Below are 15,281 nucleotides of genomic sequence, written 5' to 3'. Positions count from 1 at the left end.
GAGCCGATGACCTGCGCCGAGGCCCCGCCCGGTGGCCGGGTGGCGCGCTCACAGCTCCGCGTCCGCGCCCCCGTCCGTCCCGTACGCCAGCGTCACCGTCGCGCGCCGCCCTCCCACCACGCAGTCGAGGGTCACCGGCAGGCGGGGTTCCGCGGTCGTCTCCAGCCAGCCGTGGACCCCGCAGAGGACGGCGGCCGGGTCGGGCCGTACCAGCGGCCCGCCCCCGGTGGCGGCTGCCGCGGCGATCCGAACGGACAGCAGCCCCGGTCCTTCGGCGCACGGCGGTTCGCGGCGGCGCAGCACGCAGTGGTCGGGCGCGAGGACGGCCGCGGCGCTCCGGCAGCCGGGGAACTCCGCCAGCACATGGGCGGTCCAGGCCGCCGCTGTCCAGCCCACGGCAGGCCCCGGCGCGCTACCGGGACCGGACTCGGAGCCGGGCCCGGGGCCGGTCGGCCTGGCCCGCCGGACGACGATCCCGGCGCTCCGCATCTCGTTCAGCGTCGAGAGGCCGTCCTCCGCCACCACGTGTCCGTCCCGGGGCCCGCCGTCCAGCGGATGGCGCGCGACCGACACGCTCGTCCCCGCCGTGTCGACCTGGGCCACCAGCGCCGTGGGGCGGCGCGCCGGGATCCGGGGAACGGGCAGCGGACGCGCGGGGACGGGCCCCGGGTACGGATCGAGCCCGAGCAGCGCGTAGCAGTGGGCGCGCAACCGTTCCAGCGAGTGCCCCTGCTCGGCGAAGGCCGCGGCGGCGAGCGCCGTGCCGTCCCCCGGCCGGTGGGCGACGACGGCGGCCTCGACCTGGGCGCCGGGCGGCTCCTGGTCCGACCAGCGGGCCGCTCGGGCGAGGAGCCCGGCCATGGGGCTGGCCGGGATCAGCTCCGTGCCGTCGTCGTAGCAGCCGATCACCGGCCGGTCCTGGGCCGCCGCGTACAGCGCCGTCGACCCGTGGTCGGTCAGTACACAGTCGGCGGCGACGAGGACCGAGGCCCACTCCTCGTGGGGCCGCGCCAGCAGCAGCCCCGACTCCGGCGCGGGCGCGAGCCGCTGCCGCAGCGCGAACTCGCCGAGGTCGCTGTGGACATTGGGGTGGACGACGAGAGCCACCTGATAGGCGTCGAAGGGCAGTTCCGCGGTCAGCAGCGCCGGCAGCCCCGGCCGGCGTGCGAGCAGCGACTCGGGACCCCAGGTGGACACCACGGCCACCAGCCGCCGCCCCCCGGTCCCCAGCGCCTCGCGGAACCGCTCCCGGCGCGGCCCCGAGGCCAGGATCCGGTCGAGCGTCGGGTCCCCGACGACGGCGGCCCGCGCCGCCACCGCGGGCGCCCGCTCGGCGAGCGCGGCCAGCTGGTCGGGGTGGGCGAGGGCGTGGAACGCGGCGAGCGGTGCCCCGTCGCGCAGCAACTGCCGAGGATGCAGACCGGAGGCGGAGTCGTCCCCGGAGGCGTGCGGCAGCCGCTTGTTGAACCCCGCGCCGTGCGGCAGCAGCACCAGCGGCCCCGGCAGCTCGTCCAGCGGCCCGTTCGGACTCGCCGCCACCACGAGATCGTGCCCGCCGCGCACCGCCTCCGGCCACGCCACGGTCCGCGCGCCGACCCCGTCGAGCGCCGCGAGCGCGTCCGTACCGAAGTCGGAGCCGGGCACGAGCGTGAAGCGGGGCCGCACCCGGGGGTCACCGGCGAAGACGGGAACGGCGTCGAGCAACCGGTGCAGCGCGGTCGCCGACCGTACGGCGTACAGCACGGTCCGCTGTTCGGTGTCCGGGTCGGGAGCGTGCGCCGCCCGCGGCGCGCGGTGCGACATGCCGGTCTCCTCAACTGCCCTTACGGCTGAGGGTCCGTGCGGTGGCTCCGGCGACATGGTGAAGATCGTACGCGCAGGGCACACGTCCCGCCCGGTACGTGACAGGCCGGAGCCGGGGGTACGGACGGTCGCGGCGCGGTGCGCGCGCGGTCGCCCGGTACCCCCGGCTCCGGGGCGGATCCGTAGGCCCGGCCGTGGCGGCGGACGGGTGGGGACCGAAGGGTGCGAGGGTCAGGCGGTGTGCAGGGTGAGGCCGTAGCGGCTCAGGATGGGTTTGATCGGCTGGTAGAAGGAGTTGCCGCCGCTGCTGCAGTTGCCCGAGGCGCCCGAGGTGACGCCCTGCGCCTGGTCACCGCTGATGAAGGAGCCGCCGGAGTCGCCGCCCTCGGCGCAGGCGCTGGTCTGCGTCAGCGAGTAGACGAGCTGGCCGTTGCCGTAGTTGACGGTGATGTTCTTGCCCTGGAGGGTGCCGCAGCGCCAGTGGGTCGTGGAGCCGGAGCGGCAGATCGAGGCGCCGACCGGGGCCTCGTTGGAGCCGCGGACCAGCTGGTCGGAGACGGTGCCCCAGCCGAGGACGACCGGGACGGTCCACCAGCCGCTGCCGACGTTCACCCAGGCGTAGTCGTTGCCGGGGAAGGTCGAGCCCTGGAAGTTGCCGATGTACGAGCGGTCCCAGCCGCTGACCGAGGCGCCGGTGCCCCCGCAGTGGCCGGCGGTGACGAAGCCGCCGTGCACGGAGAAGCCGATGGAACAGCGGACGTTGCCGGTGTAGTACGGGTCGCCGCCGACGGTGCCCGCCGCGGTGGTGCTGGGCGCCTGGGTGGTCTCCTCGACGGTGACGGGACCGGCCTTCTCGGCGCGGGCCACGAAGGCGCGGACAGCGCTGTCGTTCCGCTGGTCGGCCACGACGTTCACGACGACCTGGTTGGTCTTCGCGTCGACGCCCCAGCCGGCGACGCCGTCGGGCGCGGACTTGCCGAGCGCGTCGATCTTCGTCTTGGTGGCGTCGAGCAGGCTCGCGCTGTGCTCGACCACGCGTACCGTCGCACCGGTCGCCCGGATGGCCTCCGCCTTGCCGGAGTCGGTGACGGCGACCGTCAGGGTGTCGCTGGCCGCGTTGTACCAGGAGCCGCCGTACGACGCTCCGGCCGCGCGAACGGCCTTGCTCTCCACGGCGGTCGCGGTCTTCTCCGCGGCCAGCCGCGCCTTGGCCTGTCCGGCCGTCAGCCCCAGGTCCTTCTGCATGGCGGTGAGCATTCCGGCCGAGGCGGGTGCCTCCTCGGCGGAGGTGGCCGCGGCGGCGGGGGCGAATCCGGCGGTCGCCCAGCTGCCGACGAGGAGGAGGGCGGACAGGCCGGTACGTATGACTGTCTTGCGTCTCATGGGGGATGGCCCTTCTGGTTCCAACAAGGTGGGGGTGGAGCAGCAGGTGTATGAGAGCGCTCTCTGGCGCTGTCAGCGGGAGCGTAGCCGAGGAGCATTGGCAGGTCCATACCAATGAGGCCGGGAGTTGGGGCCGTCGGCCGGGGCCGATTATTCGTTCGAACTTCCGTCCCTGGCCTTGTTAATGTCCGAACGTGGCGAAATTGAATCAGATCATCGCAGTGGAGAAGGGCGTCAAAGCCAAGGCGCAGCAGGACGTGACGGCCGTTCAGCACGGTCTCCAGAAGCCGGCGCTGCTGGCTGGAATCTCCCGTACGTACCAGCCCAAGGACGAGGAGGGTGAGCAGCTGCCTCCCGAGTCCACCCGGGTCCAGGTCCAGGCCGAGGACGTACTGCGGGAGACGGCCAGGACCCTGACGAGACTGTTCGACGTGACGGCCACCAAGGACTGGGCCAACTGCTCGGCGCGTGCCGACGTCACCGTCGACGGGCGGGTGCTGATCGCCGAGGTGCCGGTGGCCCATCTGCTCTTCCTGGAGAAGCAGCTGACGGATCTGAACACCTTCGTGCGCAGGCTGCCCGTGCTGGACGCGTCGGAGTCCTGGAGCCAGGACCCGTCGACGGACGCGTGGAAGACGGAGGCCGTGCGGACGCTCCGGACGAAGAAGGTGCCGCGCAACCACGTGAAGGCGGAGGCCACGGAGAAGCACCCGGCGCAGGTCGAGGTGTACTACGAGGACATCCCCGTCGGCTACTGGACCACGGTGAAGTTCAGCGGGGCGCTGCCGGCCCGCCGGGTGAACGAGCTGCTCGACCGGGTCGAGAAGCTCCAGCAGGCCGTCAAGTTCGCCCGCGAGGAGGCCAACGGCGCCGAGGTCACCGACCAGCGGGCGGGTGACGCGATATTCGGCTACCTGTTCGGGTAGCCTCTGTGACTCCCCGGCCACCCGCCATGGGCGTGCCGGGGCGCGCGAGGAGCGCACGCTGAAACTGAAGTTTGTCGTGAAGACGCGGTACCGCCGATGAGCGGATCGCGTTCAATCTCAGGCTCTCGCTCCAGATTCAGTATTCGCCGCCGATCGCCGGAACGAACGGGCCCAGACCCCGGACGTCGAAATGCCGGTTCAAGTCCGGCCTGCGCAGCTCGATGCGCGGTGGTCCAAAGGCAGGACGCGGCGACTTCACACTGATCTGGGTTCTTCAATGTGCCGGTGTGCGACATGGGTGGCATCTCAGGGCCCGGGAGGTCGGCTACACCCCCCGGGCCCGCTCCTTTGTGCGGCCTTCTGTGGCCTTCTGCGGCCCGCTGCGGCCTTCTGCGGCCGTTGTGCGGCCCTCTTGCGGCCCTCGCTTCGCGGCCCTCACTGCCGGTAGCCGCTGAGGAAGCGGCCGATACGGCTGATGGCGGCGTCGAGGTCGTCCGCGTACGGCAGCGTCAGGATCCGGAAGTGGTCGGGGCGCGGCCAGTTGAAGCCCGTTCCCTGGACGACCTGGATCTTCTCGCGCAGCAGCAGGTCCAGCACGAACCGCTCGTCGTCGTGGATCTTGTGGACCTTGGGGTCGAGCCGGGGGAACGCGTACAGCGCCCCCCTCGGCTTCACGCACGTGACGCCGGGGATCTCGTTGAGCTTCTCCCAGGCCCGGTCGCGCTGTTCATGGAGCCTGCCGCCCGGCGCCACCAGCTCCTTGATGGTCTGACGACCGCCGAGGGCGGCCTGAATGGCGTACTGGGCGGGCGCGTTGGGGCACAGGCGCATCGACGCGAGCATCGTGAGCCCCTCCAGATAGCTCCGCGCGTGCTGCTTCGGGCCGGAGACGACCAGCCAGCCGGAGCGGAAACCGGCCACGCGGTACGTCTTCGACAGCCCGCTGAAGGTCAGCACGACCAGATCGGGGGCGAGGGCGGCGGCGGTGTGGTGGACCGCGTCGTCATAGACGATCTGGTCGTACATCTCGTCGGCGAACACCATCAGCTGGTGGCGGCGGGCGAGATCGAGGATGCCCTCGACGATCTCGCGCGGATAGACGGCGCCGGTGGGGTTGTTGGGGTTGATGATCACGACGGCCTTCGTCCGGTCGGTGATCTTCGCGGCCATGTCGTCCAGATCCGGGTACCAGTCCGCCGACTCGTCGCACAGATAGTGCACGGCCCGGCCCCCGGCCATCGTCGTGACGGCCGTCCACAGCGGGAAGTCGGGCGCCGGGATCAGGACCTCGTCGCCGTCCTCCAGCAGCGCCTGCACGGACATCGCGATCAGCTCGGACGCCCCGTTGCCGAGGAAGACGTCGTCGACGGTGACATCGGGCAGCCCCAGGGTCTGGTAGCGCTGGGCGACGGCGCGGCGCGCCGAGAGGATGCCGCGCGAGTCCGTGTATCCGTGCGCCTTGGGCAGCATCCGGATCATGTCCTGGACGATCTCCTCGGGCGCCTCGAACCCGAAGAGCGCGGGGTTCCCCGTGTTCAGGCGCAGCACGCTGTGGCCCGCCTCCTCCAGGGCGTCCGCCTGCTCGATGACCGGCCCGCGGATCTCGTAGCAGACCTCGTTCAGCTTGCTCGACTGCCGGAATTCCATGCGGTGGCCTCCCAGACCTTGGTGCGATACTTGGTTTTACCAAGTGTGAGCTTGGAAAGTCCAACGACATGTCTAAACTGAGTCGCATGCCACGCCGTAGAAGCTACGACCAGTACTGCGCCGCCGCCCGTGCCCTCGACGCCGTGGGCGACCGCTGGACCCTGCTGATCGTGCGGGAACTGCTCGCCGGTCCCCGCCGCTACACCGATCTGCACGCCGACCTGCCGGGCGTCAGCACCGATGTCCTCGCCTCCCGGCTCAAGGACATGGAGCGCGACGAACTGGCCACGCGCCGTAAGCTGCCCCCGCCGGCCGCCGCGTACGTGTACGAACTCACCGAGCGCGGGCGTGCGCTGCTGCCGGTCCTCGGGGCGCTGGCGGAGTGGGGCGCGCCCGCGCTGCGCGAGCGCCGGCCGACCGACGCCGTACGGGCGCACTGGTTCGCCGTACCGCTGCTGCGGGCGCTTTCCGGACCGGCCGGCCCGCACGCCGAGGGCGTGGTGGAGGTGCGCCTCGACGAAGGGGTGTTCCATCTGCGGCTCGGCGCGGCCGATCCTCTCGGGGCGCACGCTCCGGGCACCGGTGACACCGGCGTGTACGGGGACGGTCCGGCCGAGCGCCCCGACGCCTGTCTGGTAATGGACGCGGTGGCCTGCCGCGAACTGGGCGAGGGGACGGCGACGGTCGCGGACGGCGTGCGGGACGGGCATGTCGAGGTGCTCGGCGACGGCGTGCTCGCCAAGGCGCTGCGCGGGGAGTGAACCGGCCGGGGGCGCGCGCGGCGCCCCTCGGGGTGAGCGTCCTGGTCGCGCGCGGTCCCGTTTCCGGCCCGGGAAAAAAGGGAAGATTCACACCTGATGTCAGGTTTTCCCACGCGGTGATCGGGGTGGGACGGGCGACGATGACGGGACCGGAGGCACCTACGGATACGGAAGCGGCCACGGGCGGCGACGGAGCGCCCCCGGTCGCCGACGTGGCCACGGCCACGCTCGACGCCCGGGGCATCGTGTCCGCCTGGAGCGCGGGCGCCCGCGCGCTCCTCGGGTACCGCCGCTCCGAGATCGTGGGCCGGCCCGCCGCCCCGCTCCTCGCCGTACCGGCGCCCGGGTCCGGCCGGGCCACGCGCGCCCTGCGGACCCTGGACGAGCGCGGCCGGTGGCACGGGACGGTGACGCTGCGGCGCCGCGACGGCGCCACCGTGGACGTACCCCTGCTGGCCCACTCCCGCAGGACACGGGACGGCACCGACGAGTGGTTTCTCGTCTCCCGCCACGAAAGGCCCGCCGCCCAGGGACCGCCCGCCCGGCGGGCGGCCCCCGGCACGGACCGTGACCGTGACGCTCCGGACGACGAGCTGTTCGAGCAGTCCTTCGTCCAGTCCCCGTGCACGGAGGGCATCTACGACACGCAGCTGCGGCTGCGGCACGCGAGCGAAGGCGTGGAGCGCGTCCTGGGCTTCGCGGAGCGGGACATCCGCGGGCTGCGGCTGTCGGAGTTCGCGCCGGGACCCGTCTCCGACGACATCGAGCGGCATATGCGGCTGGCGGTGGAGACCGGCGAGGCGCAGGAGCTGGAAGTGCCCACCCGGATGGTGGGCCACGCGCGCGAACTCATCTGGTCGCTCTCCATCGCCCCGATACGGAACGCCGACGGCCGGGTGCGCGGTGTGATCGTCGCGGCACACGACAGGACCAGACAGTACGTCGCCCGGCAGCGGCTGCTGCTGGTCAACGAGGCCAGTACCCGCATCGGCACCACCCTCGACGTCGGACGCACCGCCCAGCAGCTGGCCGACGTCGCGGTCCCGCTCCTCGCCGACTTCGTCACCGTCGATCTGCTGCCCGCCGTCACCGACGGCGGTGAACCGCCGCCCGGCCCGCTCAGCGGTGACGTCACACTGCGCCGCGTCGCCCGCGGCTCGGTCCTGGAAGGCAGCCCCGAGCTGGTGGTTCCGCTGGGGGAGACCGCCGTCTACCCGGCTTCCACAACCCCGGCCAAGGCCCTGAGCGGCGGAAAGGGGCTCCTGGAAGCGGTGACCGACCCGGGGACGGCGAGCTGGGAGGCGCAGGACCCGGAGCGCGCCGCCCGCATCAGGGCGTACGGCTTCCACTCCACGATCGCCGTCCCGCTGCTGGCCCGGGGCACCACCCTCGGCGTGGCCACCTTCTCCCGCCACCGTCGGCCCGACCCCTTCGAACAGGACGATCTGCTCCTCGCCGAGGAGATCACGGCGCGGGCCGCCGTCTGCGTCGACAACGCCCGCCGCTACACCCGCGAACGCGAGATCGCCCTCGCCCTCCAGCGCAGCCTGCTGCCCGCGACGCTGCCCGAACACGCCGCGGTCGAGGCCGCCTTCCGGTATCTGCCCACCGACACGGGGGCCGGGGTGGGCGGCGACTGGTTCGACGTGATCCCGCTCTCCGGCTCGCGGGTGGCCCTGGTGGTGGGCGACGTGGTCGGGCACGGCGTGCGGGCCTCGGCCACGATGGGCCGGCTCCGTACGGCGGTCCGCACCCTCGCCGACGTCGATCTCCCCCCGGACGAACTCCTCACCCACCTCGACGATCTCGTCACCCATCTCTCGGCCGAGGCGGCGGGCGGCCGCGGCGCCGACGGCTCCCCGTCCGCCGGGACCGGCGCGCCCGCGGACGGGGAGCCGCAGGACGAGATCAGCGGGGACGTCGGAGCGACCTGTCTGTACGCGGTGTACGACCCGGTCTCCCGCCGCTGTTCCGTGGCCCGCGCCGGACACCCGGTGCCCGCGGTGGTCGGCCCGGACGGGGGAGTCGAATTCCTCGACGTGCCCGCGGGCCCCCCGCTCGGACTGGGCGGACTGCCCTTCGAGAGCGTCGAGGTCGAGCTGGCGGAAGGCAGTCTGCTCGCCCTCTACACCAACGGCCTCATCGCGTCGCGCGAGCGGGCCCCCGACGAGATGCTGGCCGCGCTGCGCACCGCTCTGGCCAGGCCCGCCGCCCCGTTGGAGGACATCTGCGACACCGTCCTCGACTCGCTGCTCCCGGCCCACCCGGCCGACGACGTCGCCCTGTTGCTGGCCCGGACCCGCGCGCTCGGTTCGAGCCAGGTGGTGACATGGGAGCTGGCCTGTGATCCCGCCATCGTGGCGGAGGCGCGCAGAGACGTCTCGGCTCAGCTGGCCGTCTGGGGCCTTGAGGACGCGGTCTTCACCACGGAACTGGTGGTCAGCGAGCTGGTCACCAACGCCATCCGATACGCAGAGGCCCCCATTCAGCTGCGCCTCATCCATGACGGCAGCCTCATCTGCGAGGTCTCCGACGGCAGCAACACCGCCCCTCATCTGCGCCGGGCGCGCGTCTCGGACGAGGGCGGCCGAGGGCTGCTGCTGGTCGCCCAGCTCACCCAGAGCTGGGGCACCCGGCAGGGAGCGGCCGGTAAGACGATCTGGGCGGAACAGACGCTTCCGGTGGAGATCGGCTGAGCCCGGACCGGCTCGGCCCTGGAGCGGCTGTGGTTCGGACCGGCTCGACCGTCCGTGCCCTGGGACTGGCCGGAGCGCGGCTCCCGTGGGACGGCGGGGCGCGGCGCCGGTGAACGAAGATGACCGGGTGCGACTTGAAGCGATCACCTGGGAGCGGCTAACGGACACCCTCGCCGAAAGGGTGCTGAAGACCGTGACGGCGGACGGCGGTGCCTGGCCGCGCGTCGCCGTGGACGGGGCACCGGCCGCGGGGACCGGCGAGCGGGCCGAGGCGCTGGCCGAGGCGCTGCGGCTGCGCGGCCGTTCGGTGCTGGTGGTCGGTACGGAAGGCTTCCTGCGCCCGGCCTCGCTGCGTTACGAGTACGGGCGCGAGGACCCCGACACGTACTACAGCGGCTGGTTCGACACCGGGGCGCTGTGGCGGGAGGTCCTCGGGCCGCTGGACCCCGGCGGTACGGGGCTCGTCCTGCCCGATCTCTGGGACCCGGCCACCGACCGGGCGACCCGCAGCCCGCGCGCCGGACTTCCGCCCGGCGGGGTGCTGGTGCTGCACGGGCCGCTCCTGATGGGGCACTGGTTCCCCTTCGACGTCACGGTCCATCTGCGGCTCTCCCCGGGCGCGCTGCGGCGTCGTACGGCGCAGACGGAGCGCTGGACGCTGCCCGCTTTCGCGAGGTACGAGGCCGAGGTCGCCCCGGCCGAGGCCGCCGACGTGGTGGTGAGGACCGACGATCCGCGACACCCGGCGTGGGGCGGCTTCGGCGGGAGCCACGGCGACCACACGGATCGCGGGGGCCGTACGGACGGCGGGGGCCCCGACGGGCCCCACTGACCTGGCCCCACTGGCTTGGCCCCGGCCTGGCTTGGCCCCGGCCTGATCTGGCCCCGACCTGACTTGGCCCCGACCTGACCCGACCGCCCCTGCCCCGACGCGCCCAGCCTCGACGCGTCCCACTGACCGGCCCCGACCGCTCTGGCCCGGCCGACCCGCCCCGACCGCCCCGGGTCACGGCGTCCGGGGCCGTCCGCCCGGGATCGTCACCGCGTGGGCGCCCGCCCGGCACCCCGCCGCCGCGGCCCGCTCGGGCGTGGCGCCCCTGAGCCGGGCGGCGAGAAAGGCGCCGGTGAAGGCGTCTCCCGCGCCGGTCGAGTCCACCGCTTGGGCCGGTATCGGGGGCAGCCGCGCCGTGACCGCGCCCGCCTCGGCCACCAGCGCCCCGTCGCCGCCGAGGGTCACCACCGCGAGCGGCACCTGTCGGCTCAGTTCGGCGGCGGCGTCCACGGGGTCGCTACGGCCGGTCAGGAGCCGCGCCTCGTCGGCGTTGGGGAGAAGCGTTTCCGCGCCCGTGACGGCCGACAGGAAGCGGCCCGCGCCCCACTCCTCGATGAACCCGGCCGAGGCGGGATCCACACTCACCGGAATCCCGCGCTCCCGCGCCGATTCCATCGCGGCGGCCGCGAGTTCGCGGGCGGTCGCCGCGAAGAAGAGATAGCCGGACAGATGCAGTCGGGCGACCCCCGCCAGCAGCTCCGGCGACCAGTCCGCGGGCGTCAGGCGCAGCGTGGCGCCGCTGTCGGTCAGCAGGGTGCGTTCGGCGGTGGCGTCGACCAGACAGATCACCGTGCCGGTCGGCTCCTTCTCGTCGCGGACGAGGTGCGCGCGTACCCCGGCCCGCCGCAGCCGCTCCTCGTGCCAGTCGTGGGCGTCCGCGCCGACGCGGGCCAGCAGCCGGACATCCGCGCACCCGGCGCGTACCGCCCAGCAGGCGGCGTTGGCCCCGGCGCCGCCGGGCAGCGTACGGATCTCGGCCGCCGTGTCGGTGCCGTGGGCGAGCGGCGTACGGTGGCGGGCCACCACGTCCGTGACCACGTCCCCGATCACCAGCAGCGCCCCGCCGCCCGCCGCCGTGCCGAGGTCCACCGTGCCGGGGCGCACCGCCTCGGGGCTCACCGCTCCGCCGCGGCGGACGCCACGGCGATCCGGGCCGCCAGCCGTACATTGCCGCGCACCGCCGCGAGGTTGGCCTCCAGGGACGCGCCCCCGGTGCGCCGCGTCAGCTGCTCCAGCAGGAACGGGGTGACGGCCTGCCCGCCGATGCCCCGCTCCCGGCACGCGTCGAGCGCCTCGGCCAGGACCCGGTCGTGCAGCGCCTGATCCAGCTGCTCGGACTCCGGCACGGGGTTCGCGACGATGATCGCCGACTCCGGGCCGCCCAGCCCGTCCCGCGCGGCCATCACCGCCGCGACCTCCTCGGGGGTACGGACCGTCCAGTCGACCGGCTCGCCGGAGGAGGCCAGGTAGAAGCCGGGGAACCGGTCCGTCCCGTACCCCAGCACCGTGACGCCCAGGGTCTCCAGCCGCTGGAGCGTGGCCGGTACGTCGAGGATCGACTTGACGCCCGCGCAGACGACCGTGATCCGGGCCGCCGCCAGCAGCCGCAGATCCGCCGACTCGTCCTGGGTCTCGGTCCAGCCCCGGTGCACCCCGCCCAGACCGCCCGTCGCGAAGACGCGGATCCCGGCGCGCGCGGCCAGGAACGCCGTCGCGGAGACCGTCGTCGCTCCGTCGGCGCCCGCCGCGAGCGCGGGGGCCAGATCCCGGTGGCCCAGCTTGCGTACGGAGTCGTCCTCCGCGATCCGCTCCAACTGGTCCTTGTTCAGGCCCACATGGGGTCGGCCGTCCAGGACGGCCACGGTCGCGGGCACGGCGCCCCCGGCCCGTACGAGGGACTCCAGCTCCCGTGCGACCGCCAGATTGCGCGGGCGGGGCAGCCCGTGCGCGATGATCGTCGACTCCAGGGCCACCACGGGGCGGCCCGTGGCGAACGCCTCACGTACCTCGGGGGACAACTGCGACGCGGTGCGGTGCGATGCGGTGTCTGACATGTCCCCATCCATGGCGCGCGCGGGGCCCGCGCAAACGTCGGCCGCCGCCGGAGCCTCCCGGTGGCGGCCGACGGAACGACGATCAGGCGGCCCGCACCCCGTCGAGCGCGCCGTGCGGGTTGAGAACGTACTTGCGGCTCGCGCCGTGGTCGAACTCCTGGTAACCGCGCGGTGCGTCGTCCAGCGAGATCACCGTGGCGTTGACCGCCTTGGCGATGTGGACCTTGTCGTGCAGGATCGCCATCGCCAAGGCCCGGTGATACTTCATCACCGGGCACTGGCCGGTGGAGAGCTGATGGCTCTTCGCCCAGCCGAGGCCGAGGCGCACCTTCAGCGTGCCGGTCCTGGCGTCCTGGTCGACGCCGCCCGGGTCCTCCGTGACGTACAGCCCCGGGATGCCGAGCGCGCCGCCCGCCCGCACCACGCCCATCAGGGAGTTCAGGACGGTCGCCGGAGCCTCCTCGGAGTCCCGGCCGTGGGCGCGCGCTTCAAAGCCGACCGCGTCGACCGCCGCGTCCACCTCGGGCTCGCCGAGGATCTGGGCTATCTGGTCCTCGACCGAACCCTGGGTGAGATCCACGGTCTCGCAGCCGAAGCTGCGGGCCTGCGCGAGCCGTTCGGCGTTGAGGTCGCCGACGATGACGACGGCCGCGCCGAGCAACTGGGCCGAGGCCGCGGCCGCCAGGCCCACAGGGCCCGCGCCCGCCACGTACACCGTCGAACCGACGCCCGTGCCCGCGGTCACCGCGCCGTGGAAGCCGGTCGGGAAGATGTCCGAGAGCATCGTCAGATCGAGGAGCTTCTCACGGGCGGCGTCGCGGTCGGGGAAGCGGAGCAGATTGAAGTCCGCGTACGGCACCATCACATACTCGGCCTGACCGCCGACCCAGCCGCCCATGTCGACATAGCCGTAGGCCGCGCCCGGCCGCGCCGGATTGACGTTCAGACAGATGCCGGTCTGGCGCTCCTTGCAGTTGCGGCAGCGCCCGCAGGCGATGTTGAAGGGCACGGAGACGACATCGCCCACCGTGACGAACTCGACGTCGGGGCCGCACTCCACGACCTCGCCGGTGATCTCGTGGCCGAGGACCAGCCCCTCCGGCGCGGTGGTGCGGCCGCGGACCATGTGCTGGTCGCTGCCGCAGATGTTGGTGGCGAGGACCTTGAGGATCACCCCGTGCCGGCAGGTGCGCCCGACGTTCTCCCGGGCCACCCCCGGTCCGTCCTGGAGCTGGAGCGTCGGGTAGTCCGTGGTCCTCACGTCCACGATGCCGGGTTTGATGTACGCGACCGCTTTGTTTCCACCGCTCATGCCGGTTCGCCGTCCCTTCGGATCTGCTCGTCGGAGTGCTCGTCGGATCGCTCGTCCAGCGGATGACTCGGTCCGGATGGAGTCTGCTACCGCTCGGGCGGTCCGGCCAGGGCCGCGTGCGGGAACGAGGGTGCCGATGCGCCGACTCCGCCGGGCTGTGCGCGCGGTGACGCTCCACCCTCAGCGTAGATCCGGCGCGGAAAGCGGACAAGTGGCGGCAAAACGAACGGATCGCCTCTCCTGGGTTCAGAAGAGCGGCGCGGGGAGCACCCCTTCCAGCGCCAGCAGCCGCCGCTTCGTCTCCAGTCCGCCGCTGAAGCCGCCGAGCCCGCCGTCGCTCTCCACCACCCGGTGGCAGGGCACCACCACCGGCAGCGGATTGGAGCCCATCGCCGCGCCCACCGCCTGCGCGCCACCGGGCCGCCCCACCCGCTCCGCCAGCTCGCCGTATCCCACGACCGTGCCGTACGGGACGCCGACCGCCAGCTCGCGCAGCACCCGCTCGTGGAAGCCGGAGGAGAGCGACCAGTCGAGCGGCAGCCCGAACTCCATCGGCTCGCCCGCGAAATACGCGGACAGCCTGCGTATCGGCTCGGCCAGCAGCCCCGAGGCGCTGGCCACCGGCTCGGCGTCCAGCCGGTCGGCCAGCCGCCCGAGCGCCCGCTCCCGCACCGGCCCCCGGGCGTGGAAGACGACGCTCACCAGCCCCCGCCGGGTCGCGGCCAGCAGCAACGGCCCGAGGTCGCTCGGCACGACCGCCCACTCCAGCGTGGGCCGGGACTCCCCGTACTCGTTCATGCGGACCACGGTACGACCCGCCACTGACAACCGGTCCCGACGCGGTCCCGAGGCCGGTCCGGGCAGCCGCTCCACCCCGCGCCGCCCCACCCGGCAGCCGCCCACCCGGCAGCCGCCGAGCCGCGTGCGTCCCGGGCTCAGCCCAGCGCCTCCCGCACCACGTCGGGACGGTTGGTGATGATCCCGTCCACGCCGAGATCCCTGACCCGTACCGCGCCCGCCGCGTCGTCGACGGTCCAGGTGTGCACCGTGAGCGGCTTTCCGCGGGGCCCCTTCAACCGGTGCGCCGCCGCGACGAGACCGGCGGTCAGCGACGTGTGCGAGGGATTGATCTGGTCCGTGAACTCCGCGTACCCGGGCAGGTCGGCCACCTCGGGCGTGCCCAGGAACCCCGTCGTGATCTCCGGCCGCCGCTCGTGCACCGTACGGACGCTCTCCGCCGAGAAGCTCTGGACGACCAGCCGCCGCGCGACGTGCGAGCGGTCCAGCCAGCCCTCCGCGCGCAGCACGCGCAGGAGATCGCCCTCGACGCCCGGGTACAGCTCGGGGGACTTGACCTCCAGCAGCAGCTTCTGCCCGTTGGCCTCGACGGTCCGCAGATACCTGCTCAGGGTCGGCACCCGCTCACCCGCCCACCGCGAGCCGAACCAGCCGCCCGCGTCCAGGCGCGCGATCTCCGCCGCCGTGAAGTCCGCGACCTTCCAGGGCGCCCGGTCGGGGAAGACCCGCGCGGCGTCGGTGGTCCGCGCCAGGGTGGTGTCGTGGATCACCACCAGTTCACCGTCCCTGGTGCGCTGGACGTCGTTCTCCACCCAGTCGATGCCCAGCTCGTGGGCCTTGTCGACGGCGGCCAGGGTGTTCTCCGGGGCGTACGCCGAAGCGCCCCGGTGCGCGATGACCAGGGGCTGTCCGGACCGCGCGGCCGCCCCCTCGGCGGAGCCGGCGGCCGTGCTGGTGCCCGGCGCGACCAGTAACGCGACACCCAGCAGTACGGCGGTCAGCGCCGCGGAGGATCGTGTCTTCAACGGAACTCCTCGTGCTCGTGAGAGACGTGAATCGAGGCCGCGGA

At 73.4% G+C, this 15,281-nt stretch carries 12 protein-coding genes; 4 read left to right on the top strand and 8 right to left on the bottom strand.

Going from position 1 to position 15,281, the window contains the following annotated elements; all coding sequences use genetic code 11:
- Positions 1-48 precede the first annotated feature (48 nt).
- Both DVH02_RS36715 and DVH02_RS05305 read right to left on the bottom strand, forming a co-directional pair.
- Entirely contained in the window at positions 49-1,803 is a 1,755-nt protein-coding gene (locus tag DVH02_RS36715) for a translation initiation factor 2 (RefSeq protein WP_267899048.1), read from the bottom strand.
- A gap of 231 nt (positions 1,804-2,034) precedes the next feature.
- Positions 2,035-3,186, bottom strand: a complete 1,152-nt coding sequence (locus tag DVH02_RS05305) for a S1 family peptidase (protein ID WP_114622504.1) — start codon at positions 3,184-3,186, stop codon at positions 2,035-2,037.
- 194 nt (positions 3,187-3,380) lie between these two features.
- On the opposite strand from DVH02_RS05305, the gene DVH02_RS05300 reads away from it, so the two are divergent.
- On the top strand, positions 3,381-4,112 hold the full coding sequence (locus DVH02_RS05300) for a DUF7873 family protein (protein ID WP_114622503.1): 732 nt from the start codon (positions 3,381-3,383) through the stop codon (positions 4,110-4,112).
- A gap of 435 nt (positions 4,113-4,547) precedes the next feature.
- On the opposite strand, the gene DVH02_RS05290 is transcribed toward DVH02_RS05300, so the two are convergent.
- Positions 4,548-5,759 (bottom strand): pyridoxal phosphate-dependent aminotransferase, encoded by a 1,212-nt coding sequence (locus tag DVH02_RS05290; protein ID WP_114622501.1) that lies wholly within the window; start codon positions 5,757-5,759, stop codon positions 4,548-4,550.
- An 86-nt stretch (positions 5,760-5,845) separates the two neighbouring features.
- Between DVH02_RS05290 and DVH02_RS05285 the strand changes: the two genes are divergently transcribed.
- The 3 genes from DVH02_RS05285 to DVH02_RS05275 all read left to right on the top strand — a co-directional run bounded on the left by DVH02_RS05285 (position 5,846) and on the right by DVH02_RS05275 (position 10,048).
- Entirely contained in the window at positions 5,846-6,520 is a 675-nt protein-coding gene (locus DVH02_RS05285) for a winged helix-turn-helix transcriptional regulator (protein WP_114622500.1), read from the top strand.
- Positions 6,521-6,660: 140 nt separating this feature from the next.
- A complete protein-coding gene (locus tag DVH02_RS05280) occupies positions 6,661-9,216 on the top strand; it encodes a SpoIIE family protein phosphatase (RefSeq protein ID WP_114622519.1) in 2,556 nt (851 codons plus the stop codon).
- A gap of 127 nt (positions 9,217-9,343) precedes the next feature.
- The gene (locus DVH02_RS05275) at positions 9,344-10,048 is read left to right on the top strand and encodes a nucleoside/nucleotide kinase family protein (RefSeq protein ID WP_233518044.1); all 705 of its coding nucleotides are present in this window, start codon (positions 9,344-9,346) and stop codon (positions 10,046-10,048) included.
- A gap of 174 nt (positions 10,049-10,222) precedes the next feature.
- On the opposite strand, the gene DVH02_RS05270 is transcribed toward DVH02_RS05275, so the two are convergent.
- The 5 genes from DVH02_RS05270 to DVH02_RS05250 form a co-directional block, all read right to left on the bottom strand.
- Positions 10,223-11,167: a carbohydrate kinase family protein gene (locus DVH02_RS05270; RefSeq protein WP_233518043.1), complete on the bottom strand. Its 945-nt coding sequence runs from the start codon at positions 11,165-11,167 to the stop codon at positions 10,223-10,225.
- Positions 11,164-12,102 (bottom strand): pseudouridine-5'-phosphate glycosidase, encoded by a 939-nt coding sequence (locus tag DVH02_RS05265; RefSeq protein WP_114622499.1) that lies wholly within the window; start codon positions 12,100-12,102, stop codon positions 11,164-11,166. The genes DVH02_RS05270 and DVH02_RS05265 overlap by 4 nt, the downstream gene beginning before the upstream one ends.
- 82 nt (positions 12,103-12,184) lie before the next feature.
- A complete protein-coding gene (fdhA, locus tag DVH02_RS05260) occupies positions 12,185-13,414 on the bottom strand; it encodes a formaldehyde dehydrogenase, glutathione-independent (protein WP_114622498.1) in 1,230 nt (409 codons plus the stop codon).
- 246 nt (positions 13,415-13,660) lie between these two features.
- Positions 13,661-14,212, bottom strand: coding sequence for a methylated-DNA--[protein]-cysteine S-methyltransferase (locus DVH02_RS05255; RefSeq protein WP_114622497.1), 552 nt, complete (start codon positions 14,210-14,212; stop codon positions 13,661-13,663).
- A 137-nt stretch (positions 14,213-14,349) separates the two neighbouring features.
- Complete coding sequence (locus DVH02_RS05250; RefSeq protein ID WP_114622496.1) at positions 14,350-15,237, bottom strand: glycerophosphodiester phosphodiesterase; 888 nt, start codon at positions 15,235-15,237, stop codon at positions 14,350-14,352.
- Positions 15,238-15,281 lie beyond the last annotated feature (44 nt).

The organism is Streptomyces corynorhini, from assembly GCF_003346515.1.
Lineage (GTDB): Bacteria > Actinomycetota > Actinomycetes > Streptomycetales > Streptomycetaceae > Streptomyces > Streptomyces corynorhini.
Note: the sequence above shows the minus strand (reverse complement) of the source record. Positions and strands in the feature narration are given on the sequence as shown.